The sequence below is a fragment of the Mycobacterium sp. 1465703.0 genome, assembly GCF_001672975.1.
GTDB lineage: Bacteria > Actinomycetota > Actinomycetes > Mycobacteriales > Mycobacteriaceae > Mycobacterium.
Genome location: NZ_LZKU01000183.1, coordinates 43,811 through 70,793, shown reverse-complemented (window position 1 = coordinate 70,793; position 26,983 = coordinate 43,811). Strand labels below are relative to the sequence as shown.

Here is a 26,983-nt window from a genome sequence, read left to right as displayed (position 1 = left end):
CGTTCACCCCGGTGGTGGCCGACGCCGCCGATCCGTCGACGGCCAGCCGGCTTCTCGATCAGCACCGGCCGCGCACACTGGTGCTGTGCGCGGGCGCGACGCCGCGGATGACGCCGCTGCAGGAGCAGACGTGGGAGTCTTTCAGTGTCAACTGGAACTCCGATGTCGCACAGGCGTTTCACTGGATCGGCCATACGCTGCGGCGTCCGCCGGAGCCGGGCAGCGCGGTGATCGTGTTGTCCAGCGGCGCCGCCCTGGCCGGGTCTCCGCTGTCGGGTGGCTATGCGGGCGCGAAGGCGACCGTCAGGTTCATCACCAGCTATGCCGCCATCGAATCGCAACGCGCCGGGTTGGGGATCGGCTTCACCGCCGTGCTGCCGCGATTGACGCCGGCCACCGAGCTGGGCGCTGCCGCGGTCGCCGCCTACGCCGAGCGGCAAGGCGTCGACGTCGAATCCTTCCTGCACGCGGCCGGACCCGCGCTCACGGCCGAACAGGTCGGCAAGTCCGTGCTGGGGATCGCTATCGGCGAGGCCGCCGACCAAGACGCCTACCTGCTCACCTCCGCCGGCCTCGCGCCGCTGGACTGATGGCAGACCGAAAGGAAGACAGCGATGAACACACCACCGATCGTGTCGGCCCAAGAGTGGGCCGGTGCGCACCAGCGACTGCTGACCAAAGAGAAGGAACTCACCCGGGCCCGTGACGCACTGGCGGCCATGCGGCGCCGGATGCCGTGGACGGCCGTGGAGACCGGGTATGAATTCGAAGGGCCCGAGGGCAGGGTCAGTTTGCTGGGTCTCTTCCAGGGCAGGCGTCAACTGGTTGTCTACCGGGCCTTCTATGGGCCCGACATCGACGGCTGGCCCGAGCACGGCTGCCGGGGCTGCTCGATGATGGCCGACCATGTCGGCAACCTGGCCCACCTGAATGCGCGCGACACCACGCTGGTGTTCGCCTCGCGCGCACCGCAGGCCGACATCGAGCGTCTCAAGGCGCGGATGGACTGGAAAATGCCGTGGTACACGATCACCGATGACTTCGACGCCGATTTCGGGGTGAACGAATGGCACGGCACCAACGCGTTCATCCACGACGGCGACCAGGTGTTTCGCACCTACTTCATCAACAACCGCGGCGACGAGGCACTCGGTACCACGTGGAGCTTCCTCGACATGACCGCGCTCGGGCGCCAGGAGACTTGGGAAGATTCGCCCGAGGGCTACCCGCAGACCGCTCCTTACGAGTGGTGGGACTGGCACGACGCGTACGGGCAACATGAGCCGTCACGCTGGTTCGGTGAGCCCGACCCCGACGATCCGAACGACATCCGGGCGCCACGCGAGAACTGAGCAGCCTCAGGCGGATTGAATAAAATCGCGCTAGAAACATGAATGCGCGGTAGCCGCCGGGCGGCTACTCGCGCATTATTCTCAGGGCGACCGGAATCTGTCAGAGAATTCGGTGGTGTGCCCTGTCGACCTGGTACCCGGCCGGGAATGACTTCTCGATGACCTGCAGGTGGTGGTCCACCCTGGACTCGAGTTCGAGCACCACACAATCGCTGAGGGCTTTCGATTCGAGAACTATGTACCGCTGACCACAATCGGTGATCGGGTCGCCCGAGTGCAATTTCTCGACCGGCACCGACTCCGGAGTTGCATCTGCCTCCATCCATGACACGTTAGGTCAATTCCGTGGGTGAGGGAATAGACCGCTATGCAGCGCCGCCGGGCCGTTGCTTGAAGAACACGCTGACGTGAGAGATCAATCCGTCGTTGTCTTGCTCGAACAGAATGCACTCGGGCCAGGTGGTCGCAACGCTGTCGATCTCGAATGTCTCGGACAGCTCGGCGTACGAGATTCGAGAATCGACGTGCGAGACCCGCTGCACCTGCAATCGATGGCCCGCCAGACTGGTGCACACCTTGCGCAGGTAGGCGACATAGTGTGCCTTGCCCTCGACCACGTCGCAGAACGGCCCCTCTCGGGTCAGGCCGTGCTCGGCGATGGTGTCGGCCAGTCCGTCCCAGTCGTGGGCGGCCAGACATTCCAGGTAACGCTCGACCACGTGACCTCGCGTGCCCATGTCTTCTCCGCTCGCTTCTGCGTCCACGGTAAGCGGGGCGCCGCCGCAGGGCTAGGTTCTCTCTTATGAGCTGGTGGACCGTCCATGCCGAGCGGACACTCAGTGAACAAGTGCCCGCAGCCCCCGACGCCGTCCGCGATTTCTACGTCGACCTGAGCAACATCAAGCTCGTGCACCCGCTGATCGTGTCCGTGGAAACCCTCTCGCGCAGCCAGACCCAGGATGGCCACCGGCAGACGTATCGGGTGGTCGACCGAATACCGTTGGGACCGTTTACTTTACGAACCGTCTACCAGGCCAGGCTGCAGGTGCCTGTCGACGGAGACGTGCTGACCGAAGCCGATCAGTCACCGGGAGTGCGGTTGCGCGGCACGGTGAGTTTCGATCCGGTCGACGGCGGGACCCGGGTCACCGAGCGGATCGCCATCACCGCCCCGCGGCTGCTGGCCGGGATCACCATCCGCGAGGCGGTCAAGGCGCACGCCGAGATGCTGGCCGGCATTCGCAGTCACTTCGAATCCGGTTGAGCCGGTTCAGAAGCCCGCGAAATCGATCACGCCACGAATGTTGCGGCCCTCCCGCAGGTCTGCCATCGCCTCTTTGATCTGGTCCAGCTGGTAGTGGCGGGTGACCAACTCGTCGAGTTTCACCGCGCCGGCTTGGTACATCGACAACAGCATCGGCACGCTGGTGCGCGGATTCATCCCGCCGTAGAGCGCTCCCCGCAGCTGTTTGGCCGACAGCGTCATCTCCTGCAGCACCAACGGAACCGGAGGCTCGGTGAACGGGGTGATGCCGGTGAGCACGCAGACCCCACCCTTGCGGAGCAGCGTCATCGCCAACGGCAGCAAGTCGACATGCACCACGCCGGGGCACACCACGACGCGGTCGGCCATCAGGCCGGCGGTGATCTCCCTGACCACCGGTATCGCTTCCTGCGCGGAGGCCGCGGTGTGCGTGGCACCGAAGATCTTGGCCGAATCGCGCTTGGAATCAACAGGATCCACTGCGACGACATACTTCGCGCCGACGGCGCGCGCGCCTTGCAAGGCGTTCATCCCGACACCACCGGCGCCGATGACGACGACGGTGTCGCCGGGTTCGGTGCCCGCCGATATGGTCGCGGAACCCCAGCCGGTGCAGACGCCGCATGACACGAGCGATGCGGCATGGAACGGGATCGCGTCATCGATTTTGATGACCGACCTCTCCGAGAGCACCGCATATTCGGCGAACGTACCGAGTTGTCCATAGGCCAACAGGTCTTCATCACCGAGATGCCGGCGGCACGTTCCGTCGGTGGGCATCTCCCGCACGAACAGGCTCGCACCGATGTCGCAGATGTAACTCTGCCCGTTCACGCAGAATCGGCAACTGCCGCATGCCGGAATGAATGAGAGCGCGACGTGATCCCCCGGCTGCACCGTCGTCACGCCCGGCCCGACTTCTTCGACGACACCGGCCCCTTCGTGACCGCCGAGCAGCGGGAACCAATCCGGTGCCGGCTGACCGCTGGCGGCGACCGCCTCGGGCGTGGGGACCACGTCGCCGGTGAACAGATGGTCGTCGGAGTGGCAGATTCCAGCGACGGCCATCCGCACCATGACTTCACCCGCGTGGGGTGAATCGAGTTCGATCTCACGAATCTCCCAGTCTTCACCGACACCGCGGATCACTGCGGCACGACACTTCATTGGTGACCTCCCTTGATTTCTCGTGGCATGTGTGGCGCGGTCCCGGCGAGGCTTACCGCGCCAAGCTGGCGCGCAGTTCCCGCTTGAGCACCTTGCCGTAGCTGTTTTTCGGTAGCTCATCGACGAATTCGTAGCGCTTGGGCCGTTTGAAGCGGGCGATCCGCTCCAAGAGATGTGCGTCCAGCGCCGCGGGGTCGACCGCTCCGACGATGAATGCCACCACCACCTCGCCCCACTCGGCGTCCGGTGCGCCTACGACGCAGGCCTCGGCGACGCCGGGGTGCTCGAGCAGGATCTCCTCGACTTCCCGGGGGTAGATGTTGCTGCCGCCGCTGATGACGACGTCCTTCGACCGGTCCCGCAGCGTGAGAAAGCCGCGCGCATCGAACGAGCCCATGTCACCGGTGTAGAGCCAGCCGTCTTTGAGGGCGGCCTCGGTCGCGTCGCGGTTCTGCCAGTATCCGGACATGACGGCGTCTCCGCGGCAGACGATTTCGCCGATCTCGCCGACAGGTGCCGGTTGGCCGTCGGCGCGCAGCACCGCGACTTGCATCCCGGACCGCGCATAGCCGACTGAACCCAGAATCGCGTCGTCGTCCGATTCGTGATCGGCACCGCGCAACCCCGTGATGGTCATCGGTGACTCGCCCTGCCCATAAATCTGGGCGAAGATCGGGCCGAAAGCCGTAATCGCCTTGCGCAGGCTTTCGACATACATCGGCCCGCCGCCGTAGACGATCGTCTTGAGATTGGCCGGACGGGCGCGGCCCGTGTCGACCAGTCGTTGCACCATCGTCGGGGCCAGAAATGCGCTGGCGGTGGGGTGGTACTCGCAGAGATCGAGGAACTCGTCTGGATCGAACGCACCCGAAGAAGGCACCACCTGGCGGGCCGCCCGCAGCACGTACGGCAGGATGTAGAGGCCGGAGCCGTGCGACATCGGTGCCGCGTGCACCAAGCTGCCGTCCTGGTCCGGAGCGTCGATGTCGGCCAGGTGCGCGACCGCCATCGCGGTGAGGTTGCGGTGCGAGAGCATCGCGCCCTTGGACCGGCCGGTGGTTCCGCTGGTGTAGAACAGCCACGCCAGCGCCGACGGGTCGGTGTGCGGCGCCGCCGCGGGGGTCGCGCTGAGCCGACATGAATATTCCTCGGACTCAATGGTTTCCGTCGGCACCGTGGTGATCGGCGCGAGCTCGGCGCCGATCGCTGAAGACGCGAACACCTGTGCCGCACCGGCATCGTCGAGGATCTGCGCCATTTCGCGCGGGTGCAGCTTGTAGTTGATCGGGACGACGACGCATTCGGCCGCCCAGGTCGCGAACATCAATTCGATGATCTCGGGACGGTTGTGGGTGGCGATTGCGATGCGAGCGCCCACACAGTGCTGTTGCCGGATCGACGCGGCCAAACGCAATGCCCGGTCGCGCAACTCGGCCCAGGTGCTCACGCAGCACTCCCCGTCGTACACCGCGCCGCGATCGGGGAACCGGCTCGCGGCCTGGTCGAGCATCGCGAACAGATTCATCGTTCGACCCATTGCGACGCCAGTGCGTACTCCGACAGGTACTTGGTGGAACTCCATCCGCCGTCGACGACGATCGTTTGGCCGTTGATGAAACTTCCGCCCGGCGAGCACAGGAAGGCGACGGTGCTGGCGATGTCGTCGATGCGGCCCAACCGCTGATGCGGCGTCATCTCGGTGTTGATCTTGCGGAATCGTTCGTCCTCCAAGCGCTTTTCCACCATCGGCGTCACCGTCACACCGGGCGCGACGGCGTTGCAGCGGATGCCGGACGCGCCGTACTGACAGGCGATGTGCGTGGTCAGTGCGGTCAGCCCACCCTTGGCGGCGGAGTAGGCGCCGCCGCGCAGGCCGCCGACAACCGCGAAGGTCGATGTCACATTGATGATCGCCGAACCGGGAAGCATGTGCGGCAGTACATCTCGGGCAAGCCGAAACGGCGCCCGCAGCATCAAACCCAGGAAGTAGTCCAGGGTCTCGTCGTCGGTCTCGTGCAGCGGCTTGGGGCTGCCCACCCCGGCGTTGTTGACCAGGAAGTCGATGTGGCCCCATCGTCGCACCGCGAGATCCACGATGCGGCGTGGCGCGTCATCGTCGGTCAAGTCGACAGCAAGCGTCGCGACGCGATCCGGATCGTTCACCGCGGTTTCCAGTTCGGCCAGCCGATCCCGATCGCGACCGGTGCCCACCACCGCCATGCCCATCTCGGCGAGCTTCGTTGCGCAGCCCAGACCGATACCGCTGCTTGCACCCGTGACGATCGCGACCTGCATCTCACCCATCCTTAGACTCCGCCTGCGTCAAAGCCGCTCGGATCCGATGCTTGAGTATCTTCCCGGCGTCGTTCTTCGGCAGGGCATCCCAGATCATGACCTGTTCTGGCGCCTTGAATTTGGCCACCCCCTTGCTCACCAGCAGCGCAAGCAGGCTCGCCACGTCCGGGGCCGCCGCACCGGCGGGGACGATCACCGCACAGGCCCGCTCCCCGGTGCGCTCGTCGGGCAGCCCGACGACCGCGATTTCGGCGATGTCGGGATGATCGGCGAGCAGATCCTCAACCTCCTTGGCCGAGATGTTCTCGCCGCTGCGGATGATGACGTCCTTAGCACGTCCGGTCACCACGAGATACTGGTCTTCGAACCCGGCTGAGACCCACCGTCCGAGATCTCCGGTGCGGAAAAAGCCTGCGGCATCGAAAGAGTCGGCGCCGTCTTCGGCATGCCGGTAGCCCAGCAGCATCTGCGGGCCGCGCACACAGATCTCGCCGTCACCATCGGGTGCGGTTTCGTGCGCGACGATCTTGACCTCGGCAATTCCCGGCCGCCCGTCGGTATCCGCCGCGCGATCGGCTTCATCATGCCGGGGCGCGCCGACGGTGGTGACTGGCACTTCCGTGCAGCCGTACACCCGGGTGACCACCGCGTGGTCGAAATACCGCGCGGCGCGGCGGATCAGCGACGGCGATACCGACGCGCCGCCGCAGATGAACACCTTCAAGTCGGGCAGCCGGGTATCGGCGCGCTCCGCGGCGGACAACAACTGCTGCAGAAACGGCGTCGCCCCCGCCATGTGGGTACAGCGTTCGGAGCTCATCAATGCGACCGCCTCGGACGGATCCCACCGGTCCATCAGCACCGCGGTCGTGCCCAGCAACAGCGGGCACTCGAACGCATAGATCGAGCCGCCGATGTGGGCGACCGGCGACGGGACCAGGAACGTGTCGCCCGGGCCGATCATCCAGTGGTCGCGGATCTGACAGATCAGGGCGTGGATCGAATTATGGGTGTGCAGCACGCCTTTCGGCCGGCTCGTGGTGCCGGAGGTGTACAAGATCATCCGCACCGAATCGGGATCCAGCGCCGGAAGCGGTGCGGCTTCCGGCGGGCGGGCAAGCAGGTCCAGGTAGGGTAGGTGCGAACCGGAGTCACCGCGCAGCACCACTACCTCGGGCGGGCGAGCCGTTGCGGTTGTCACCCGTTCGAGCATCGCCGCGTAGTCATGTCCGCCGTATCGGTGCGGGATGAAAACCATTGCGGTCCTGGCGTCTTCGAGGATGAAGCGTAAGTCGTGATCGCGCAGCGACGGCAGAATCGGGTTCACCACCATCCCGGCCAGCGTCGCGGCCAGGTAGATGACGGCGCTCTCGTGCCAATTCGGCAGCATGAACGACACGACGCTGCCCGTGGGCATGCGCGCCGAAAGAGCGTCCGCCAGCCCGCTGGCCTGTGTGTAGAGCGTCGCACAGTCCAGCCGAGTATCCTTGTCCACCAGCACTGTTCGTCGCGGCGATACTTGTGCGGCGGTGCGCAGTGCATCGGCCAGCGTGGTGTGCACCCACAGTCCGCGCTGGTATGCCTCTGACGCCTGTGCCGTCGTGGCGCCGGTGATCACCGCGGCCTCATCTCGGGCGGCCTACTCATCCACGCGACGCATGGTCATCGCGTACCGGAACCTCGACGACAGGTGGGTGTTGATCGTTACCTGAGCCACCTCGCCGTCCGAGGTCGTGTAGGTGCGGCGCATCTGCAGCGCGGCCGTCCCCGCGTCCACGCCGAGTCCGTTGGCCAGCTCTGGCGATAGCGGGACGGCGGCGATCTCTTGATGCAACTGGGCGACGCTCACACCGAAAAGATCCTCGATCAACGGGAAAATCGGGCCGGCGTGGCGTTGCAGCAGTCGGCCGACCGCGGCGAAACTTCGATTGATGTAGTACTCCGTTCGGCACATCGGCGCCGCCGCGCCGTCCGCTTGCCGGTAGCCGCGCACCGAGAGCCACTGGGTGCCGACCTCGAGACCGGTGCGAGCGGCGAGCTCGTCGTCGATGGTCACCATCGCGTTGGATTCGATGGTCAACTGCGCGCCGGCGGCGAACGCGAGCAGATCGTCGATCGACATGGCGTCCTGGGCATAGGAACTCGTGGCCGGCCGGGGAACGACCCGGGTTCCCGCCCGTGGTCGGGAAGCGACCAGGTTGTCCTCGCGCAGCCGGCGCAGCGCTTCGCGGATGGTGTAGCGGCTCACCGCGAAGCGCTCACACAGTTGGTGCTCGGTCGGCAACTGCGAGCCCACCGGATAGACCCCGTCGACGATCTCCTTGCGCAGCGTGCGTGCGATCTGGAGGTAGCGGTGATCGCCCGCGATGGCCTGTGGCATCAGCCGCCGTCCTTGCGCAGTGCCAGCACGCTGCCCTCGCCGTCGGCCGAGACGTAGAGCGTCCCGTCGGCCGCGGCGGTGATGCCGGCAAAGGGGCCCTGCGGCCCGGAAAACGGCGGCATGCCGCGCAGTGGTTTGGGCGCCACACCCGGCGGGGGACCGACCGGCAGACCGGAGGCGATCGTCTGCCGCGCGTTGGTGGTCAGACCGAAGGCGATCAATTCCTTGGCGCCGGCGTCGACGATGTAGAGCATTCCGTCGCGGACCAGAATGCCTTGTGGGCGTTGCAGATCGGCGACCACCGTGTCGGTCCTCGACCCGTCCACCCTGATCACCCGTCCGGCCCCGGCCTCCGCCACCAGACACGTGCCGTCGGTGTCGGTCGCGACGCCTACGGGCTCACGCAGCCCGGTTGCCAGCACTTCGACAACACCCGACCGCAGCGACAGCACCCGCCCGGTGCCCAACTCGGCAAACACCACACCACCGGGGCTCAGGTCGACACCGTACAGCTGGTCGAAACCGTCTGCCAGCACCTCGGTTTCGCTCGCTTCGGGTCGATAGCGGGCAACCTGGCCGCCCGACGTCGTGACGACGAACTCACCGGGGCCACTGGGCACCAGGCCGCGCAGGAAGCCGGGATAGCCGGGGCTGAACAACATTCCGGCGGTGTGCAGTGATCCGTCGGGTAGGGCGGCGTAGAAGTAGGTGCCGTCGGCGATGTAGAGCTGCCCGTCGTGGCCCACCGCCAGGTCCAACGGCCAGTTGAGTCCACCTGCCAGCACGGATTGGACTGTGCCGTCTGGGGATATCTCGGTGATCTCGCCGGTGAAGTTGGAGACGAACAACTGGTCGCCGACGAAGGTGCAGTTGTCCAGCCCCGGATTCAACTGGGCGAGTAGCCGCCGTTCGCCATTGCGGGGATCGATGCGCAGCACCTGACCGCTGGCCACCTGCGTCGACACGAGATAGCCCTGCGTGTCGAACTTGACCGAGTCAGGCACGCCGAGATCGCCTGCGACACAATGCGGCTCGCCACCATCGGGATCGATGCGCCAGATCTCGTTGGCTCCCATCACCGGGAAATACAGCAGACCGTCCGGGCCGACTTCCATGGCGTTGGGCGAGGGCACGTTCTCCAAAAGCACCCGCGGCGCCCCGCCCGCCAGGTCGAATTCGAGCAGCCGTCCGCCCTCACGGCATTCACCGATGAACAACCGGCCCGCATGGAAGGTGATGCCATTGGCCGACGGCACGTCGTCGCGCAACACCCGCGTTCGGCCGTTGGTGTCACGTACGCTCACCCGTCCGTCCATCACCTCGGTCGCGTACAGGTTGCCGCTGGCGTCGAACGCGACGTCGTCGGGCGCCACGATGTCACCGCCCTTGGGGCTGGCCGTCGCCAGTTCCCCAGTGCGATGGTCCAGCGCGCTGATCTGGCTGCCGGTCACCTGGGCGATGTAGATACGACCATCCGGGCCGGTGCGCAAGCCATTGGCGCCGAACAGCCGGCTGGGCGCGGTGACGCGTTCCAGCTCCCAGCCCTGCGCCACGTCGATCGGGTGGGTCGCCGCATAGCGCGAGGGCTGGGTTGAGATGGCCCGTGAGATGGACATGCTCGCCGAGGTCCTTCCGTCAGCCGTTTGCGCTGGACGTTATCAACTCGTCTTAGTCCAGACAATAGGCGTGAAACCGTCCCGGCTCGACCTTGACAGCGAAGTCCACCGATCGGAATAGTGTTCTCAAATGGACAGAATGCGATATTTTGTCCGGACAAAATAGATGAATCCCGCTGTCGGCGCGGGCACGCGTCGGCAGCAGGCGAAAGCAGGTCATGCACGATCACGAGGATCACGGGCATCTTCTGGGGCTCGACGGGCGCATCGTGGTGGTTTCCGGCGCCGGCGGGGGTGGCATCGGCACGACCGTCACGGCGATGACCGCCCGGGCCGGAGCCACGGTGATCGCGGTAAGCCGGTCGAAGGAAAACCTCGACGAGCACATCGCTCCGTTGGCACAGCAGGGCCTTCCCGTGCTGCCCGTCGCGGCCGACGCATCAACCGACGAGGGCATCGCCGCGGTGCTCGACCAGGCGCGCCGCGCCGACGGCAGCTTGTACGGGCTTGTCAACGTCGCCGGCGGCGCCGAGCCCTCGACGTGGATGCCGTCGATCCGGGTGACGCGCGGCGACTGGCGCAAGATCTTCGCCGACAATCTCGAAACGGCGTTCTTCATGAGCCAGGCCGTCGCGAGTGAACTCGTCGCGCAGCGACGGCCGGGGTCGATCGTGTCGATCTCCTCGATCAGCGGTATGAACACCGCCCCGTTTCACATCGCGTACGGGACGGCCAAGGCCGCCATCGCGGCGATGACCCGCACCATGGCACTCGAGTTAGCGCTGGCGGGAATCCGGGTCAATGCGGTGGCGCCCGGCGTCACCGAGACGGCGGCGTCGCGCACCTACGTCGACGAGGACCCCGAGCGAGACCGGCAGGCGATCGCGATGGGCCGGCGTGGGCGGCCCGAGGAGCAGGCCGGCGCCATCCTGTTCCTGCTCTCGGAGATGTCCAGCTACGTCACCGGCCAGACACTGCTGGTCGACGGCGGCCTGGACCTCAAGTGGAGCCATCTCGGCGCCGACAACACGTCGCTCTTCCTCAAAGACGAATCCTTCCGCGCGGCGATCAGGAGGATGTGATGACCGATCTAGCCAAAGACACGAATCCCGGAGCGGCCGAGGAACTCTCGACACCGATGACGATCGGCGTCGAAGCATACATCTCCGAGGAGTATGCCCGCGCCGAGCGCGACAAGCTGTGGCGCAAGGTCTGGCAGCAGGTCGGCCGCGTCGAGGAGCTGCCCGAAGTGGGCAGTTACCTCACTTATGACATCCTCGACGACTCGATCATCGTGGTGCGCACCGGCAGCAACGAGTTTCACGCCCACCACAACGTCTGCATGCACCGCGGCCGCCGGCTGATCGACACCCCCGAGGGCGCGAAGAACGCCTGCGCCCGCACCCGAAAGTCGTTCGTGTGCGGCTTTCACGGCTGGACTTACGGTCTGGACGGTGCGTGCACCCACATCCGCGAACGGCAGGACTGGCAGGACGCACTGACACCGGACAACACCCATCTCCGCCCAGTCCGGGTCGATACCTGGGGTGGCTGGTTGTGGATCAACATGGATCCCGACGCCGAGCCGCTGGCCGACTACCTGTTCCCGGCAGCCAAGATTCTCGACCCGTTCGGCCTGGAGAACATGCGCTACAAATGGCGCAAATGGCTGTCCTTCGACTGCAACTGGAAAGTCGCGCTGGAGGCCTTCAACGAGACCTACCACGTCTACACCACGCATCCCGAGTTCAATAAATTCGGCGAATTCAAGGGTTGGGCGAAAGCCCAGGGCAAGCACAGCCACATCGGCTACGACGCCCCAGAGGACATGGAAGCCACCAAGTCCAAGATCCGCCTCGGCATCGGCGACGATCCGCGGATCTCGACCGCGGAGATGCAGGTGTACACGATGGAGGAAACCAACGCCACCACCACCCAGACGTTGGTGAACGCCGCCAAGCGACTGGTCGACGAATTGCCCGAAGGGACACCGGCCGACAAGGTTCTCGAACACTGGCTGGCGTCGGCGCGCCGCGACGACGAGGCGCGCGGCGTGATCTGGCCGACGATTCCCGCCGACATCCTCGGACAGGCCGGCACCGCATGGCAGATCTTCCCGAACTTCCAGATCGGGCAGGGCCTGACCAGCGCGCTGTGCTACAGCGCGCGGCCGCACCCCAGCTACAACCCCGACAAGTGCATCTTCGAGGTGTCGGTGTTCGAGCTGTACCCGAAAGGCCAAGAGCCGCAAACGGAGTGGGAATACACGCCGGTCGGTGATCCCAGGTGGCGATCGGTGCTGCCGCAGGACTTCTCGAATATGGCTGCCGTGCAGCAGGGCATGAAGTCTCTTGGCTTCCCGGGCACCAAGCCCAACCCGTACCGGGAGCGCAGCACAGTGAATCTGCACTACCAATTGTCGAGGTACATGGGTACCGGCGAACCGAAAGAGATTCAATGACGACTTTCGACACCTGTGGGCCGACCGACACCCCACAAGACATTGACATCGAAGCGCTTCGTGAGAAGTATCTGTACGAGCGCGACAAGCGGTTGCGCCTGGACGGATCCAAGCAGTATCTGGAACTCGCGGGCGATTTCGCGGAATTCGCGGAAGTCGATCCACACACGCCGGTGACTCCGCGCACGCCGATCACCGAGGACATCGAGGTCGCGGTGCTCGGTGGTGGCATCGCCGGCCTGCTGGCGGGCGCCTACCTCAAAAGGTCAGGCGTCGATGATGTTCACGTCATCGAGATGGGCGGGGATTTCGGCGGCGTCTGGTATTGGAACCGCTTCCCCGGAATCCAGTGTGACAACGACGCATACTGCTATATCCCGATGCTCGAAGAGCTCGACTTCATGCCGAGCAAGAAGTTCGCCGACGGTGCGGAGATTTACGAGCACTGTCGGCGCATCGCCAAGCATTTCGGGCTCTACGACGGGGCGATCTTCTCTACCCAGGTGCGCACGGTGCGCTGGGAAGACTCGATCAAACGCTGGCGGCTGCGAACGAATCGCGGCGATGACATCCGCGCTCGCTTTGTGGTGATGACGCAGGGCTCGTACAACCGGCCGAAGTTGCCCGGAATCCCCGGTCTCAAGGACTTCAAGGGCCACGTCTTCCATTCGGCGCGTTGGGATTACGACTACACCGGCGGCGACGCCAATGGCGGCCTGAGCAAGCTCGCCGACAAGCGGGTCGCCCTGGTCGGCACTGGGGCAACAGGTGTTCAGCTGGTTCCCCACCTGGGGCGGGATGCCCAGCATCTCTATGTGTTTCAGCGGACACCGTCGTCGGTGGACGAGCGCGGAAACGAGCCCACGAATCCAGAATGGGTGAAATCGCTGCAGCCCGGGTGGCAGGCGGAACGCAAGCGCAATTTCCATCGGTGGTCGCCGTTCGAGGGCGTCGTTTTCGATGCGGTGGATCAGGTTTGCGACTTCTGGACCGAACTGGGACGCAACATGACAGCGCGGATCGCCGCCAGCGACGACCCTGCGTCGCTGGGTATCGAGCAGATCATGGCGATCCGCGAGGAGGAAGACTACAAGATCATGGAGCGGCTCCGACGCCGGATCGCCGCCATCGTCGAGGACTCCGATACCGCCGAGGCGCTCAAGCCGTACTACCGGTTCCTTTGTAAGCGGCCGTGCTCGAGTAACGAATATCTGCCGACCTTCAACAAGCCCAACGTCACGTTGATCGATGTGTCGGAGTCCAAGGGCGTGCAAAGGCTCACGGAGAACGGCATTGTCGCCAACGGCGTTGAGTACGAGGTCGATTGCGTGATCTTCGCCAGCGGCTTCGAGATATCCACCGAGATCAGCCGCCGCTACGCGATGGAAGCGATCGAAGGCCGTGACGGCGTGTCGCTGTTCGACCACTGGCGCGACAGCTACAAGACGCTGCACGGCATGACCACGCGCGGGTTCCCCAACCAGTTCCACACCGGCTTCCTTCAGGGAGGTGTTTCGGCCAACACGACGGCGATGTTCGAGCAGCAGGCCGAACACATCGCCTACATCATCTCCGAAGCAATCAAGCGCGGCGCGACGACCGTCGAACCGAGTCAGCAGGGTCAGGACAACTGGGTCAGCACCATCCGGGAACTCACGATCGACAACTCCGCATTCGAAGTTTCCTGCACGCCAGGCTATTACAACAACGAGGGCGGCGGCGGAGGAGAGGGTATCCGCTCGTTCCTCGGCGAGCCCTACTCGCCCGGTTTTTACGCGTTCGACGACCTGCTGAGGCAATGGCGGGACAAGGGCGACCTGGAAGGGTTGGTACTCGGCGCTTGAGCGAAACCCCTGCAGCGCAACTGCGATTCGACGGCCGCGTCGCCGTGGTGACCGGAGCCGGTCGCGGGTTGGGCCGCGCCTATGCACACCTGCTCGCTTCGCGCGGGGCGAAGGTGGTCGTCAACGACGCCGGCGTTGGCCTCGACGGCGACGGGGCCGACGCCGGTCCGGCCGAGCAGGTGGTCGTTGAGATCGCCGCGGCCGGGGGAGAGGCCGTCGCATGTACCGCGTCGGTGGCCGACCGCCAGGGCGGCGAGGCGATCATCGCGACCGCGCTCGAGCACTACGGCAGGGTCGACATCCTGGTGCACAACGCCGGCAACGTCCGTCGCGGCTCGCTGAAGGAAATGAGTTACGAGGATTTCGACGCCGTGCTCGACGTGCATTTGCGCGGCGCGTTCAACGTGGTGCGGCCGGCGTTCCCGATCATGTGCGAGGCAGGCTACGGCCGCATTGTGCTGACCTCATCGATCGGTGGCCTGTACGGAAACCACAACGTGGCCAACTACGCGGCCGCCAAGGCCGGCGTGATCGGGTTGTCCAATGTCGCTGCGCTGGAAGGCGCCGCCGAGGGTGTGCGCTGCAACGTGATCGTGCCGGCCGCGGTGACGCGCATGGCCGAAGGCATCGACACCTCGACCTATCCGCCGATGGGTTCGGAACTTGTTGCGCCCGTGGTGGGCTGGCTCGCACACGAATCCTGTTCAGTGACCGGTGAGCTGTTCATCGCGCTTGCGGGCCGGGTCGCGCGGGCGGTCATCGCGGAGAGCCCGGGTGTATGCCGCGCATCGTGGACCATCGAGGACGTCGGCAGCCATCTGGACGCGATCCGATACGTCGATGCGCCACTGATCTTTCCGGTCGTCCCGGACGGGCATAACGAGCACATCCGCTACAGCTTCGAGCTGGCTCACCGCTCAACAAACCAAGGAGCGCTCAATGGCTAGCCCGACGGGCCCGATGGCCGGCTTGCGCGTGATCGACCTCACCGCGATGGTGATGGGCCCGTACTGCACCCAGATCATGGCCGACATGGGTGCTGACGTGATCAAAGTCGAACCACCACAAGGGGATAACACCCGCTACATCTCGGTAGGCCCGGCGCCGGGGATGAGTGGGGTGTTCGTCAACGTCAACCGGGGCAAGCGCAGCATCGTGCTGGACCTGCAAACGGACGCCGGAACGCGTGCGTTGCGCGCTCTGGTCGAAACCGCCGACGTGTTCATCCACTCCATGCGCGCCAAGGCAATCGCCAAGCTGGGCTTCGGCTACGACGACGTCGCGGCGATCAATCCGGCCGTCATCTACACCAATTGCTACGGGTACGGGCGACGCGGACCCGATCGCGACCGCCCCGCCTACGACGACACCATCCAGGCCGAGTGCGGCCTGCCGGCGGTGCAGCAGCAATTGACCGGCGAGGCCGACTATGTCGGCACCATCATGGCCGACAAGGTAGCCGGGCTGACGGCGCTGTACGCGACGACCATGGCGCTGTTCCATCGCGAACGCACCGGGCAAGGCCAAGAAGTCGAGGTCGCCATGTTCGAAACGATGGCCTCGTTCATGCTCGTCGAACATGCCAACGGCGCGATGTTCGACCCCCCGCTGGGGCCCGCGGTCTATCCGCGCACCGTGGCGCCCAACCGCCGCCCGTATCGCACCAGCGACGGCTACATTGCCGCGCTGATCTACAACGACAAGCACTGGAACGCCTTCATCAAAGCCGTCCAACCACCCTGGGAAAGCGAGCTGTATTCGACGCTGGAACAACGCGCCCGCGAAATCGACACCGTTTACGGGTTGGTCGCCGAGACGATGAAAGAACGTCCCACCGCGGAGTGGTTGGCGCTGCTTCGCGAACTCGAGATCCCGGCCGCACCGCTGAACACACCCGGAGCGCTCTTCGACGATCCGCATCTGAACGCCGTCGGCATGTTCGAGACGGTGGACACCCCGCATGGACCGGTGCGCTTTCCGGGCGTCCCAACCTGGTTCTCGCGGACACCGGGTCGCGTCGCGGGGCCGGCACCAGAACTCGGCGCCGACACCGCGGCGGTCCTCGACGAGCTGGGTCTGGCAGTCGACGCGAACCCCGGATAGCGCTTGCTCATTTGAAGTTTATTGCTAGTAAAGGAGTTTCCGACCATGGCCGTGCCCGTCTACAAACGCATCCTCGACCTGTTCGAGGCGGAGGGCGTCAACACCCTGTTCGGTATCCCGGACCCCAACTTCGTGCACATGTTCGCCGAGGCCGACGCGCGCGGGTGGTCGGTGGTCGCGCCGCATCACGAACTGAGCGCGGGGTTCATGGCCGAGGCGGCGTCGCGGATGACGGGCAAGCCCGGCCTGTGCATCGGCACGCTCGGCCCCGGCATGGCCAACATCGCCGGAGCGATCCAGTGCGCACTGGTGGAGAACTCGCCGGTGATCTTCCTCGGCGGCCAGCGCGCCCGCATCACCGAGCGCCGGGTCCGGCGCGGACGCATCCAATTCGTCCAGCAGGAGCCGCTTTTCGCCGCGTCGGTGAAGTACAGCAGCTCGATCGAGTACGCCGACCAGACCGATGAGATCATCCACGAGGCGCTCCGCCGGGCCATGTCCGGCACGCCGGGCCCGGCCTACATCGAGTACCCATCGCACGTCATCCTCGAGGAACTCGACGTTGCGGATCCGCTGCCACCGCATCGGTACCGCCTGGTCAACCAGGGGGCGGGTGCCCCGGAAATCGCCGAGGCCGCGAAGCTGATTCGCGAGGCGAGGAGCCCGATTCTGTTGGTGGGCCACGGCGTGCACACATCGCGCACCGGTGCTGCGGTGAAGGAGCTCGCCGACTTGATGGCCTGCCCGGTCATCCAGACCTCCGGGGGTACCTCGTACATCCCGGGACTACAGGATCGGACATTCCCCTACCTGTTCTCCCCGGCGGCCAACGAGGCAGTCGAGGAATCCGACTTGTGCGTCGCGCTGGGAACCGAACTCGGTGAGCCCATGCACTACGGCCGCACCCAGCATTGGGCAGGCAACGATGCGAACCGCAAATGGGTGTACGTCGAACAGGACCCGACCGCCATCGGCGTCAACCGCCAGTTCGACGTGCCACTGGTCGGCGACCTGCGCGGTGTCGTGCCGCAGCTCGTCGAAGCGCTCCGGGACACCCCGCGCGACCCGTCGCCCAACCTGGAGAAGTTGGTCAAGGCCGACGCCGAGGAACTTTCGCAGCTTGCCGAAAGCGCACCGTCGGGACGTTCACCGATCCATCCGGCGCGCTATGTCGTTGAGGCCACCAAGGCTTTCAACGACCTCAAGGACGGCATCATGGTGCGCGACGGTGGGGCGACCGTCATCTTCGGTTGGACCTACTCGCAGTCCAAGCCGCGCGACGTGATCTGGAACCAGAACTTCGGCCACCTCGGCACGGGGCTGCCCTATGCAATTGGTGCCTCGGTCGCCGAGGGCGGTAAGCGCCCGGTGATGCTGCTGACCAGCGATTCGGCATTCCTCTTTCACATCGCCGAACTGGAAACCGCTGCGCGGCAAAACCTTCCGCTGGTGTGTGTGGTGGGCGTGGACCACCAATGGGGGCTGGAGGTGGGCGTCTACAAGCGCACCTTCGAGCAGCCGTCACCGCAGCCCGGCGTGCACTGGAGCAAGGACGTCCGCCTCGACAAGGTCGCCGAGGGCTTCGGCTGCCACGGGGAATATGTCGAGAAGGAAGACGAGATCGGGCCGGCCATCGCCCGCGCCTACGCCAGTGGCAAAGTCGGTGTGGTGCACGTGTGCATCGACCCGAAGGCCAATTCCGAAGAGATGCCCAAGTACGACCGATTCCGCACCTGGTACGCCGAAGGCACGCAGTAAGGCACGCTGTAAGAAAAGGATGGTCTGATGCGCGAATACCTGAAGTTCTACATCGACGGCCGATGGGTCGACCCGGTGCGGCCCAACGCCTTCGAGGTGGAAAACCCGGCAACCGAGCAGGTTTCCGGGAAGATCTCGCTGGGGTCGGCGGCCGACGTCGACGTCGCGGTCCAGGCCGCCCGGCGGGCTTTCGCCGGCTGGTCGCAAAGCACCCGCGAACAGCGTCTGGATCTGTTGCAGGCCATCCTCGCCGAATACCAGAAGCGCGCGAATGACCTCGCCGAAGCCGTCACCGAAGAGATCGGCGCACCGCCCTCACTGGCCGCCGGACCGCAGGTCTTTCTCGGGATCGGTCACCTGACCACGGCCATCGACGCACTGAAGAACTTCCCATTCGAGGAACAAAAAGGGGCAACCCTGATCGCCAAGGAGCCGATCGGGGTCTGCGGTTTGATCACGCCGTGGAATTGGCCGATCAACCAGGTCGCGGTCAAGGTTTACCCCGCATTGGCGACCGGGTGCACCGTCATCCTGAAACCCAGTGAGGTCGCACCGTATTCGCCCTACATCTTCACCGAGATCCTGCACGCCGCGGGCGTACCGGCCGGGGTGTTCAACCTGGTGAACGGCGACGGCGCGGGCGTGGGCGTGGCCCTGGCCAGCCATCCCGATATCGACATGGTCTCGTTCACCGGCTCCACCCGCGCCGGTGTCGAGGTGGCCAAGAATGCCGCCTCCACCGTGAAGCGAGTGACCCAAGAACTGGGCGGTAAGAGCCCCAACATCGTCCTCGACGACGACGGCTTCGCCGAGGGCGTCAGCGCCGGCGTCGCCAACATGATGCCCAACTCGGGGCAGAGCTGTAACGCGCCGTCTCGCATGCTGGTCCCGAACTCGCGGATGGCCGAGGCTATTACGATCGCGCGCCAGGCGGCCGAGCAAGTCCAGGTGGGCAGCGACGACGCGACGGCGATCGGCCCGGTGGCCTCGAAGGCACAGTTCGAGAAGGTCCAGCGCCTGATCCAGCAAGGCATCGACGAGGGCGCAACCCTAGTCGTCGGCGGCCCGGGCCGGCCGGCCGGGCTGGACACGGGCTACTACGTCAAGCCGACCGTCTTCGCCAATGTCACCAATGACATGACGATCGCGCGCGAGGAGATCTTCGGGCCGGTGCTGTGCATCCTCGGGTATGACGACATCGACCACGCCGTCGAGATCGCCAACGACACCGAATACGGCCTGGCCGGCTTTGTTTCGGGCGCCGACCTCGACAAGGCGCGTGATGTCGCCCGCAAGATCCGCGCGGGATGGGTGACGATCAACCACGCCTTCGACATGAACGCGCCGTTCGGCGGCTACAAGCGCAGCGGCAACGGCCGCGAGTGGAGCGACTTCGGTTTCCACGAGTACCTGGAAGTCAAAAGCACGCTGGGCTACGCGCCCGACAAGGCCTAAAGCGTCAGGCCCAGAACCGAACTATCCACGGCGTCAAAAACGGTTGCGTGTCCTCCACGGAATCCTGCTCGCCCGCCTTTAAGCTGGCCCCGATCAACAGGAGGGGCAGCGACGTATCGGCATCGACATTGGCGCCGGGCGAGACGGTAGTCACGGCGCGCTAACAGTAAGCACCGGGCCGGGCGGGTCTCACCCCGCACCGGCTCGTCGTGTTCGGCCCCGATGGGTCGCTCCCGTGCGCCGGGTCGGCCGGTTGGCGATCTGGGACCGGCCGGAGCGGGTCAGCGGAATCCCGGCACTCGACGGACTCCGCGCCATCGCGGTTGCGCTGGTGCTCATCGGACACGGCGGCATTCCCGGCGTCAGCGGCGGATTCATCGGCGTCGACGTCTTTTTCGTGCTCAGCGGATTCCTGATCACCTCGCTGCTGCTGGACGAGCTGGGGCGCAGCGGTCGTATCGAATTGACCGGCTTCTGGATCCGTCGCGCGCGGCGGCTGCTGCCGGCGCTGGTGTTGATGGTGCTCACCGTGGCCGCGGCCCGCCAGCTGCTGCCCGACCGATCCCTCACCGGCCTGCGCGACGACGCCATCGCCGCGTTTGTGTGGATGGCCAACTGGCGGTTCGTCTCCCAGAAAACCGACTACTTCACCCAGGGCGCCCCGCCCTCGCCGCTACAGCACACCTGGTCTCTCGGGGTGGAGGAGCAGTACTACTTCGTCTGGCCGGTGCTGCTCATCGCGGCCACGCTGCTGCTGGCCGCGCGAGCGCGGCGCCGCGGCACCCGGGCCACCGTCGGCGGCGTGCGGTTCACCACCTTCCTGATCGCCACGGTGGGCGCCTCGATTTCCGCGGCGCTCACCATCGTCATGGCAACCGACGGCACTCGGGACCGGATCTACTTCGGCACCGACACCCGCGCGCAGGCTCTCCTGATCGGCGCCGCGTCGGCGGCGCTGCTGGTGCGGGACTGGCCGTCGATGAACCGCGGCTGGTGCATGATCCGCAGCCGGTGGGGACGCCGGATCGCCCGAATTCTGCCGCTGTTGGGTCTGGCAGGATTGGCGGCGGCGACGCACTACGCCACCGGTGCCAGCGGCGAATTTCGCCACGGCCTGTTGATCGGGGTCGCGATTGCGGCCGTCGTCGTGATCGCCCCGGTCGCGTTGGAACAGCGCGGACTGGTGGCCCGCGCCCTCGCGTTGCGACCGCTGGTGTGGCTCGGCACCATCTCCTACGGCGTCTACCTGTGGCACTGGCCAATCTTCTTGGCGCTCAACGGCGAACGCACAGGATGGTCCGGGCTGCCGTTGTTCGCCGCGCGGAGCGCCGCCACGCTGGCAGTGGCCGCCGCATCGTATTGGCTACTCGAACAACCCATCCGGCGCTGGCGGCCGGCACGGGTGCCGTTGCTGCCGCTGGCGGCGGCGACCGTGGCCAGCGCGGCCGCGGTGACGTTGTTGGTGGTCCCGGTGGGGACCGGCCCCGGTTTACGTGAGGCCGGTCTACCGCCCGGCGTCTCGGCGGTCGCGGCCGTCTCGCAGTCGCCACCCGCCGCAAGCCGGCCCCGAGATACGAACCGGCCGTTCACCGTTTCGGTGTTCGGTGATTCGATCGGGTGGACCTGGATGCACTACCTTCCACCGACGCCGGGGTTTGCCTTCCTCGACCACACCGTCATCGGATGCAGCCTGGTGCGCGGCACGCCCTATCGCTACATCGGCCAGACCCTGGAGCAAAGGTCCGAATGCGACGGGTGGCCGATCCGCTGGTCGAGGCAGGTCAGCCAGGACCAGCCAGATGTCGCGCTGCTGGTCATCGGACGCTGGGAAACGGTGGACCGGGTCAACGAGGGACAGTGGACCCACATCGGCGACCCGACCTTCGACGCCTATCTCAACGGTGAGCTGGAGCGGGCGTTGACCGTCGTCGGTGCGACCGGTGTCCACGTGGTGGTCGCCACGGTGCCCTACAGCCGGGGCGGTGAGAAGCCGGACGGCCGGCTGTATCCGGAGGACCAGCCGGATCGGGTCAACTTGTGGAACAGCATGCTGCGCAAGACGGTTAGCCATCATCCGAACGTGGCGATCCTCGACTTGAACAAGAAGTTGTGTCCGGACGGGGTCTATACCGCCAAGGTCGACGGCATCAAGGTGCGCAGCGACGGCGTCCACCTCACCCCTGAAGGGGTGAAGTGGCTGACGCCGTGGCTCGAGGAATCGCTGAGATAGTCCCTAACCGCTTGTGCGGCAGCTGATCTCCATGCTGTCGCTGTCGCGGACCAGGAAGTTGAAGCTCACGTAGCCGTTGTCCTGGTTACGCACCCGATCGAGATAGGGCGCCATATCGGCCGAGCTGGCGTTGTCGGCGATGACCAACGCACCCGTGGACAGACGGGGCTCGAGCAGCTCGATGATCGGCAAGTACAGGTCTTTCCAGCCGTCCAGCAAGACAAAATCGACCGGTCCCGCCAAGTCCGCCAGCGTGGACAGGGCATCGCCTTCGAGGATGGTGATCAGGTCGTCCAGGCCGGTCTCGGAGAACGTCTGCTTGGCCGCGGCGATCTTGGTGTCGCTGAGCTCGGTGGTCACCACCCGGCCGGTGCCGTTGTCGCGCACCGCGGCGGCCAGGTGAACGGCGGAGATCCCGAACGACATGCCGAATTCGACGACGGTGGCCGGGCGGGTGGCGCGCACCAGTGAGTACAGCAGCCGTCCGGCTTCCGGCGTCACCGGGATGTAGAACTCGCTCATCGCCTCGGTGCGTTCCTGCGTGGTCATCGGCCGGTCGAAGGTGCCGCGCCGCTCGCGCAGCAGCGACATCTGGTTCTTCGACTCGGTATACATGCGGTCGAGCGTCGACGCGACCCGCGGATCCTGCAACGTTGTGGTCATGGCGTCGAGCCTAGGCGCGCCGGCTGGGCGGGCGCTGGGAGAGCGCGGGCGGGCGTCAGCGCTTCGCTGAGAGTTTGACGAGGCTATGGCCCCGGTGCCACTATGGAGCCCGCAAGCACCTCGGTAGGTGAGGCGTCTGCATGGATACAGGCCACTGACCCCGAACGTCGAGAGACGCCCCGGGTCAGGACAGCTCTTCCCGGACCCAAGGGTTGAGCCCAAGTGGCTTCTGGAATGTTCCGGATACGCCGTGCAGTGCCGAAGCTCCGACGAGAGGGGTGCGACCCGCGGCATGTGTCGCGGGTCATTCCTGCCTCTTTCGTCCAGGTGAATGTGGTGACACCCGCGTGTGTCTTGGCCGTGAGGAGGTGAGGGCGAGATGAGTCCCGGCGATAGTCCCTATCCGAAATCCGTCTTGTCCCGATCCGGTTCCGGCATTTCCTTCACCGCCTGACCTCTCTTGGTCCTGCGCGTCTGACAGGTCGTGTCGCTGCCGATCGGTCTGCCGCCAGGAGAAGATCATGGCTTTTGTTGTTACACACCGTCTTTCCACTGTCTCCCGGGTGCGTGGGGTCTCGATGCTGCGTGCGGGCCGGTTGCTGGCCAACAGGGTTCACCGGCGGGCCCGCCTGACGCCGCAAGAACGGGCCAACCTGTACGTGTCGAGGATGCCGATCGCAATGGTCACCGCATCGCTGGGTGGCCACGCCTCGGGTTCGGACAGCAACCACCGCTGAACCACTGCCTCGGCGACGGGCGTCACAGCGCCGCCCGTCGCCGCCGGCGCGTTGAGTGCCGCAACCACGACTGCCTCACCGCGAGGTGAGAACTGCTCGAGATAGCGAGGATTCGATGTCTTCGATCGACACCGGCGGCGGCCGCCGCGACTCGGGGTTCGCCGCCGCCACGCCGCATGACGCACGCCGCGAGGCGCAAAGCCCGACGGTGCTGGATTCTGCGCACGTCGGCGACATCGTCGGCGCGTTCGGGCGCATCCGGCGCGACGGGCACGGTGGCTACGGGGCGTTCAGTGGACGTTGGCGCCGCTTGCGCACATTGGCAGTCATCACCGGTCCGGGGCTGATCGTCATGGTGGGCGACAACGACGCCGGTGGCGTCGCGACCTACGCGCAGGCCGGCCAGAATTACGGCATGGGCCTGCTGTGGACGCTGGCGCTGCTGATTCCGGTGCTGTACGTGAACCAGGAGATGGTGCTGCGGCTGGGTGCGGTGGCCCGGGTTGGCCACGCGCGCTTGATATTCGAGCGGTTCGGCAAATTCTGGGGCGCCTTCAGCGTCGGTGATCTGTTAATCCTGAACGCCTTGACGATCGTGACCGAATTCATCGGTGTCTCAATGGCTCTCGGGTTCCTGGGGTGCCCCAGAATGTTTGCCGTCCCAGCCGCGGCCGTACTGCTGTTCGCGGTGGTGGCCGGCGGTTCGTTCCGCCGCTGGGAGCGGCTGATGTTCCTGCTGATTGCCGTGAACGTGCTGATCTTCCCGCTGGTGTGGCTGGTGCATCCGACCCCGAAAGCGACGGTGGCGGGCCTGATCCCGCAGTTCCCGGGTGGGCTCAACTCGACGGTGCTGCTGCTGGTGGTCGCGATCGTGGGCACCACGGTCGCGCCGTGGCAGCTGTTCTTCCAGCAGTCCAACGTGGTGGACAAGCGCATCACCGCCCGCTGGATCCCATACGGCCGAGCGGATCTGGCCATCGGAATCGTCGTGGTCATGGTCGGCGCGACGGCGTTGATGGCGGTGGCGGCGTTCGGACTGACCGGCACCGCCGACGCCGGTCACTTCACCGATGCGGGCGCGGTCGCCGCGGGATTGTCGAAGCACCGAGGCGGCACGCTGGGCGTGCTGTTCGCGATCATCCTGCTGGACGCCTCGCTGATCGGCGCCAACGCCGTCGGCCTGGCGACCACCTATGCGGTCGGTGATGCGATGGGCAAGCGGCACTCGCTGCATTGGAAGATCAGCGAGGCCCCGTTGTTCTACGCTGGCTACGCGGTATTACTCGGGGTTTCGGCGGCCGTCTCCTTCAGCCCCGACCACATCCTGGGCCTGGTGACGCAGGGTGTCCAGGCGCTTGCCGGTGTCCTGCTTCCCTCGGCCACCGTGTTTCTAGTGCTGCTGTGCAACGACCGGGCGGTGCTGGGACCATGGGTGAACACAGTGCGGCAGAACATCATTGCGTGGACCATCGTGTGGTGTCTGGTGTTGCTGTCGCTGGCGTTGACGGCCGCCACATTCTTCCCGCACCTGTCCGCCGCCACGCTCGAGGAGGGCCTTGCCGGCGGAGCGGTGTTAGGCATCGTCGGCGGCGCGGCAATGATCATCGCCGGCCGGCGGCACCGCAACATGACCGACGCCGAAGCCATCGTCCGCACGCTCGGCGGCGGCCTGGATCCGGAGGAGGTCGAAGAACTCGACGAGGCGTCGTCGCTTACGCGCGACGAGCGGCGGGCCGTTCGGCGACAGGACCGGGCCGCCTGGCAGACCCCGAACCTCGCGCTGCTCGATCGGCCGACGATGTCATCGATGCGCCGGGCGGGGCTGTTCACCCTGCGGGGCTACCTGGTGGTTGCCGTCGCATTCGTCATCGTCAAAATCGTGCAGGCCGGTGTGGTCGGGCCCGCCGCGTCACTGTGAGTTAGTGGGCAGCAGAACGATTTTCCCGTGCGTGTGCCGCCGCTCGAGTTCCGCGTAGGCGTCGGCGACCCGGTCCAGCGGATAGGTCGCGGCGATATCGAACTCCACCGCGCCGGACACGATCAGGTCGGCCATTTCGGCGAGCACCTCGGGCGTCGAGGCTTCCATGCTGCCCTCGGTCTTGGCGCCCACCTCACCGGCCTTCTGGAAGGAGATGATGGTGTTGATCCGCTCGGGTGCCACGCCGAGGTCGACAGCCAGTTGTACGTAGTCCGGGCCGAACAGGTCGATAAACGCGTCGATGCCGTCCGGCGCTGCCTCACGCAACCGCTCAGCGAGTCCGTCGCCATAGGCGATCGGGACGACACCATGGGCGCGTAGCCAATCGGCGTTGCCGGGGCCCGCGATGCCGAGCACCCGCGCCTTGCGTAGCACCAGAAGTTGCACGACCACGCCGCCCACTCCGCCCGCGGCCGCCGACACGGCGATCGTCTCACCCGGTTGAGGCGCCACCGCGCGCACCGCCGCATAGGCCGTCACGCCGACCACGTAGAGCGAACCCGCTGCCTCCCAACTGAGTTGGGCCGGTTTACGGATCAATTGGTTCACCGGAACCGCGGTGTGGGTGGCATGGCTGGACCGGCGCATGCTGAATCCCAAGACTTCGTCACCGACCGAAAACTCGGTGACCCCGGGACCCACCGCGGTGACGACGCCGGCGAGGTCACTGCCCTCACCGGAGGGGAAGGTGGCCGGGAAGATCTCGTGCATCGCGCCGGACCGGATGCCGGCCTCGCCGGGATTTATCCCGGCGGCACGTACCTCGACAACCACCTCGCCGGGAGCCGCCGAAGGCATCTCGATCTCGGCGACGTACAAGACCTCGCGCCCCCCGTAACGGTCGAACCGTACTGCGCGCGCCGCTGCAGCCGCCATACTGATCTCCTCATCGCGCGAAGATGCTCTCACCCACGCCAGCATAGGCATCAAAATGGGTACCCACCGGGGGCGCGGTGGGCATATGTTCGTAGCGGTTGCCTGGTGTGCACCAGCATTTCGTCGGCGGCGTCGGGAGCCGCGGTGAAAGCCGGATACCGATAACACGTGGAAGGAACGTGCGTGGAAGAAGCTCGGATCGGTGCCGCCGGTTGGGCCGTTACCGCCCTCGTGGTCGGCGCCGTGAGCGCCGGGTGCGGCAGTGCGCAGCAAGCCTCGCCGCCCTCGGCGTCGAGTGCGCCCGCGACGACCAGTTCGAGCGCGGTCACCGGCCCACCGTCTGGGCAGCCCTCGGATTACGGCTTCTTGCTGATCAAGCCAAACGACGTCGGCGGGGGTCTGACCGCTCCGCAGTCACCCATGCTCAACCCCAACAATGCGCCGGGTGTCGCCCAGCTGTTCGCCAATCCCGACAGCAGCCGTCGGCTATGGGACACCATCGTGGTCGCCGCCGATCCGGCAGCCGCCGCAGCTGAACTGGCCACCAGCCGAGGCACTTACGCCGGCAAGGTGACCGGCAATTGGCAACCGCTTGCCATCGGGACCAACGGGACGACGATTTCGGGCACCGCGGCGGACAACTCCCAAGCGATGACCGTCTTGTTGTTCACCGAAGGCAAGGCACTGGTCACCCTGGAATTCGACACCGCGCCCAACGATCCGATCGATCCGGCCTTCGCCCTCGATGTCGGTCGTAAGCAGGACGCGGCGATCAAGAGCGGGCTGCCCGGCTAGCCCGGCGGC

The 26,983-nt window shown here is 65.9% G+C and carries 24 protein-coding genes and 1 riboswitch; of the genes, 14 read left to right on the top strand and 10 right to left on the bottom strand.

Features of this window, described 5'->3' with window-relative positions; translation table 11 throughout:
• Both A5625_RS16780 and A5625_RS16775 read left to right on the top strand, forming a co-directional pair.
• Window positions 1-590 (top strand): SDR family NAD(P)-dependent oxidoreductase (locus A5625_RS16780; protein ID WP_066996116.1); only part of this gene is annotated, 590 nt, incomplete at its 5' end.
• 24 nt (window positions 591-614) lie between these two features.
• The gene (locus A5625_RS16775; RefSeq protein WP_066996083.1) at window positions 615-1,352 is read left to right on the top strand and encodes a DUF899 domain-containing protein; all 738 of its coding nucleotides are present in this window, start codon (window positions 615-617) and stop codon (window positions 1,350-1,352) included.
• A gap of 100 nt (window positions 1,353-1,452) precedes the next feature.
• Here A5625_RS16775 and A5625_RS16770 read toward each other — a convergent pair whose 3' ends face one another.
• The gene (locus A5625_RS16770) at window positions 1,453-1,674 is read right to left on the bottom strand and encodes a hypothetical protein (RefSeq protein ID WP_066996080.1); all 222 of its coding nucleotides are present in this window, start codon (window positions 1,672-1,674) and stop codon (window positions 1,453-1,455) included.
• A 43-nt stretch (window positions 1,675-1,717) separates the two neighbouring features.
• Window positions 1,718-2,089 (bottom strand): nuclear transport factor 2 family protein, encoded by a 372-nt coding sequence (locus A5625_RS16765; protein WP_066996077.1) that lies wholly within the window; start codon window positions 2,087-2,089, stop codon window positions 1,718-1,720.
• Window positions 2,090-2,154: 65 nt separating this feature from the next.
• Between A5625_RS16765 and A5625_RS16760 the strand changes: the two genes are divergently transcribed.
• The gene (locus A5625_RS16760; protein ID WP_066996074.1) at window positions 2,155-2,616 is read left to right on the top strand and encodes an SRPBCC family protein; all 462 of its coding nucleotides are present in this window, start codon (window positions 2,155-2,157) and stop codon (window positions 2,614-2,616) included.
• A gap of 6 nt (window positions 2,617-2,622) precedes the next feature.
• Here A5625_RS16760 and A5625_RS16755 read toward each other — a convergent pair whose 3' ends face one another.
• From A5625_RS16755 to A5625_RS16730, 6 genes are read right to left on the bottom strand one after another with little or no spacing between them, the layout of a single operon-like run.
• A complete protein-coding gene (locus tag A5625_RS16755; RefSeq protein WP_255397984.1) occupies window positions 2,623-3,783 on the bottom strand; it encodes an NDMA-dependent alcohol dehydrogenase in 1,161 nt (386 codons plus the stop codon).
• A 52-nt stretch (window positions 3,784-3,835) separates the two neighbouring features.
• Window positions 3,836-5,320, bottom strand: a complete 1,485-nt coding sequence (locus tag A5625_RS16750) for an AMP-binding protein (protein WP_066996068.1) — start codon at window positions 5,318-5,320, stop codon at window positions 3,836-3,838.
• On the bottom strand, window positions 5,305-6,087 hold the full coding sequence (locus A5625_RS16745) for an SDR family NAD(P)-dependent oxidoreductase (RefSeq protein ID WP_082984433.1): 783 nt from the start codon (window positions 6,085-6,087) through the stop codon (window positions 5,305-5,307). The genes A5625_RS16750 and A5625_RS16745 overlap by 16 nt, the downstream gene beginning before the upstream one ends.
• On the bottom strand, window positions 6,080-7,696 hold the full coding sequence (locus tag A5625_RS16740; RefSeq protein WP_066996065.1) for an AMP-binding protein: 1,617 nt from the start codon (window positions 7,694-7,696) through the stop codon (window positions 6,080-6,082). The genes A5625_RS16745 and A5625_RS16740 overlap by 8 nt, the downstream gene beginning before the upstream one ends.
• Before the next feature lie 21 nt (window positions 7,697-7,717).
• A complete protein-coding gene (locus A5625_RS16735; RefSeq protein ID WP_066996063.1) occupies window positions 7,718-8,458 on the bottom strand; it encodes a GntR family transcriptional regulator in 741 nt (246 codons plus the stop codon).
• Window positions 8,458-10,074 (bottom strand): SMP-30/gluconolactonase/LRE family protein, encoded by a 1,617-nt coding sequence (locus A5625_RS16730; protein ID WP_066996060.1) that lies wholly within the window; start codon window positions 10,072-10,074, stop codon window positions 8,458-8,460. The genes A5625_RS16735 and A5625_RS16730 overlap by 1 nt, the downstream gene beginning before the upstream one ends.
• A gap of 218 nt (window positions 10,075-10,292) precedes the next feature.
• On the opposite strand from A5625_RS16730, the gene A5625_RS16725 reads away from it, so the two are divergent.
• From A5625_RS16725 to A5625_RS16690, 8 genes are all read left to right on the top strand, one after another.
• Complete coding sequence (locus A5625_RS16725) at window positions 10,293-11,156, top strand: SDR family NAD(P)-dependent oxidoreductase (RefSeq protein ID WP_066996057.1); 864 nt, start codon at window positions 10,293-10,295, stop codon at window positions 11,154-11,156.
• Window positions 11,156-12,535 (top strand): SRPBCC family protein, encoded by a 1,380-nt coding sequence (locus A5625_RS16720; RefSeq protein WP_066996056.1) that lies wholly within the window; start codon window positions 11,156-11,158, stop codon window positions 12,533-12,535. The genes A5625_RS16725 and A5625_RS16720 overlap by 1 nt, the downstream gene beginning before the upstream one ends.
• A complete protein-coding gene (locus A5625_RS16715; protein WP_066996053.1) occupies window positions 12,532-14,379 on the top strand; it encodes an NAD(P)/FAD-dependent oxidoreductase in 1,848 nt (615 codons plus the stop codon). The genes A5625_RS16720 and A5625_RS16715 overlap by 4 nt, the downstream gene beginning before the upstream one ends.
• Entirely contained in the window at window positions 14,376-15,326 is a 951-nt protein-coding gene (locus tag A5625_RS16710) for an SDR family NAD(P)-dependent oxidoreductase (protein ID WP_066996050.1), read from the top strand. Before A5625_RS16715 ends, A5625_RS16710 begins: the two co-directional genes overlap by 4 nt.
• A gap of 13 nt (window positions 15,327-15,339) precedes the next feature.
• On the top strand, window positions 15,340-16,482 hold the full coding sequence (locus tag A5625_RS16705; RefSeq protein ID WP_066996048.1) for a CaiB/BaiF CoA-transferase family protein: 1,143 nt from the start codon (window positions 15,340-15,342) through the stop codon (window positions 16,480-16,482).
• Between the two features lie 45 nt (window positions 16,483-16,527).
• Window positions 16,528-18,240 carry a thiamine pyrophosphate-binding protein gene (locus tag A5625_RS16700; protein ID WP_066996045.1) on the top strand — a complete coding sequence of 571 codons (1,713 nt, stop codon included), beginning with the start codon at window positions 16,528-16,530 and terminating at the stop codon, window positions 18,238-18,240.
• 27 nt (window positions 18,241-18,267) lie between these two features.
• The gene (locus A5625_RS16695; protein ID WP_066996042.1) at window positions 18,268-19,695 is read left to right on the top strand and encodes an aldehyde dehydrogenase family protein; all 1,428 of its coding nucleotides are present in this window, start codon (window positions 18,268-18,270) and stop codon (window positions 19,693-19,695) included.
• Window positions 19,696-19,930: 235 nt separating this feature from the next.
• Window positions 19,931-21,925 carry an acyltransferase family protein gene (locus A5625_RS16690; protein ID WP_066996039.1) on the top strand — a complete coding sequence of 665 codons (1,995 nt, stop codon included), beginning with the start codon at window positions 19,931-19,933 and terminating at the stop codon, window positions 21,923-21,925.
• 3 nt (window positions 21,926-21,928) lie between these two features.
• Here A5625_RS16690 and A5625_RS16685 read toward each other — a convergent pair whose 3' ends face one another.
• Entirely contained in the window at window positions 21,929-22,588 is a 660-nt protein-coding gene (locus A5625_RS16685; RefSeq protein ID WP_066996036.1) for an O-methyltransferase, read from the bottom strand.
• 112 nt (window positions 22,589-22,700) lie between these two features.
• Window positions 22,701-22,873: riboswitch (M-box (ykoK) riboswitch) on the top strand.
• Window positions 22,874-23,109: 236 nt separating this feature from the next.
• Between A5625_RS16685 and A5625_RS29190 the strand changes: the two genes are divergently transcribed.
• The gene (locus A5625_RS29190) at window positions 23,110-23,325 is read left to right on the top strand and encodes a hypothetical protein (RefSeq protein ID WP_156748297.1); all 216 of its coding nucleotides are present in this window, start codon (window positions 23,110-23,112) and stop codon (window positions 23,323-23,325) included.
• Window positions 23,326-23,440: 115 nt separating this feature from the next.
• Complete coding sequence (locus tag A5625_RS16680; protein WP_066996033.1) at window positions 23,441-25,243, top strand: NRAMP family divalent metal transporter; 1,803 nt, start codon at window positions 23,441-23,443, stop codon at window positions 25,241-25,243.
• Here A5625_RS16680 and A5625_RS16675 read toward each other — a convergent pair.
• Window positions 25,235-26,179 (bottom strand): NADP-dependent oxidoreductase, encoded by a 945-nt coding sequence (locus A5625_RS16675; RefSeq protein ID WP_066996110.1) that lies wholly within the window; start codon window positions 26,177-26,179, stop codon window positions 25,235-25,237. The genes A5625_RS16680 and A5625_RS16675 overlap by 9 nt on opposite strands.
• A 183-nt stretch (window positions 26,180-26,362) precedes the next feature.
• Here A5625_RS16675 and A5625_RS16670 point away from each other — a divergent pair, with 183 nt between their 5' ends.
• On the top strand, window positions 26,363-26,974 hold the full coding sequence (locus A5625_RS16670) for a hypothetical protein (protein ID WP_066996030.1): 612 nt from the start codon (window positions 26,363-26,365) through the stop codon (window positions 26,972-26,974).
• Window positions 26,975-26,983: the final 9 nt, after the last annotated feature.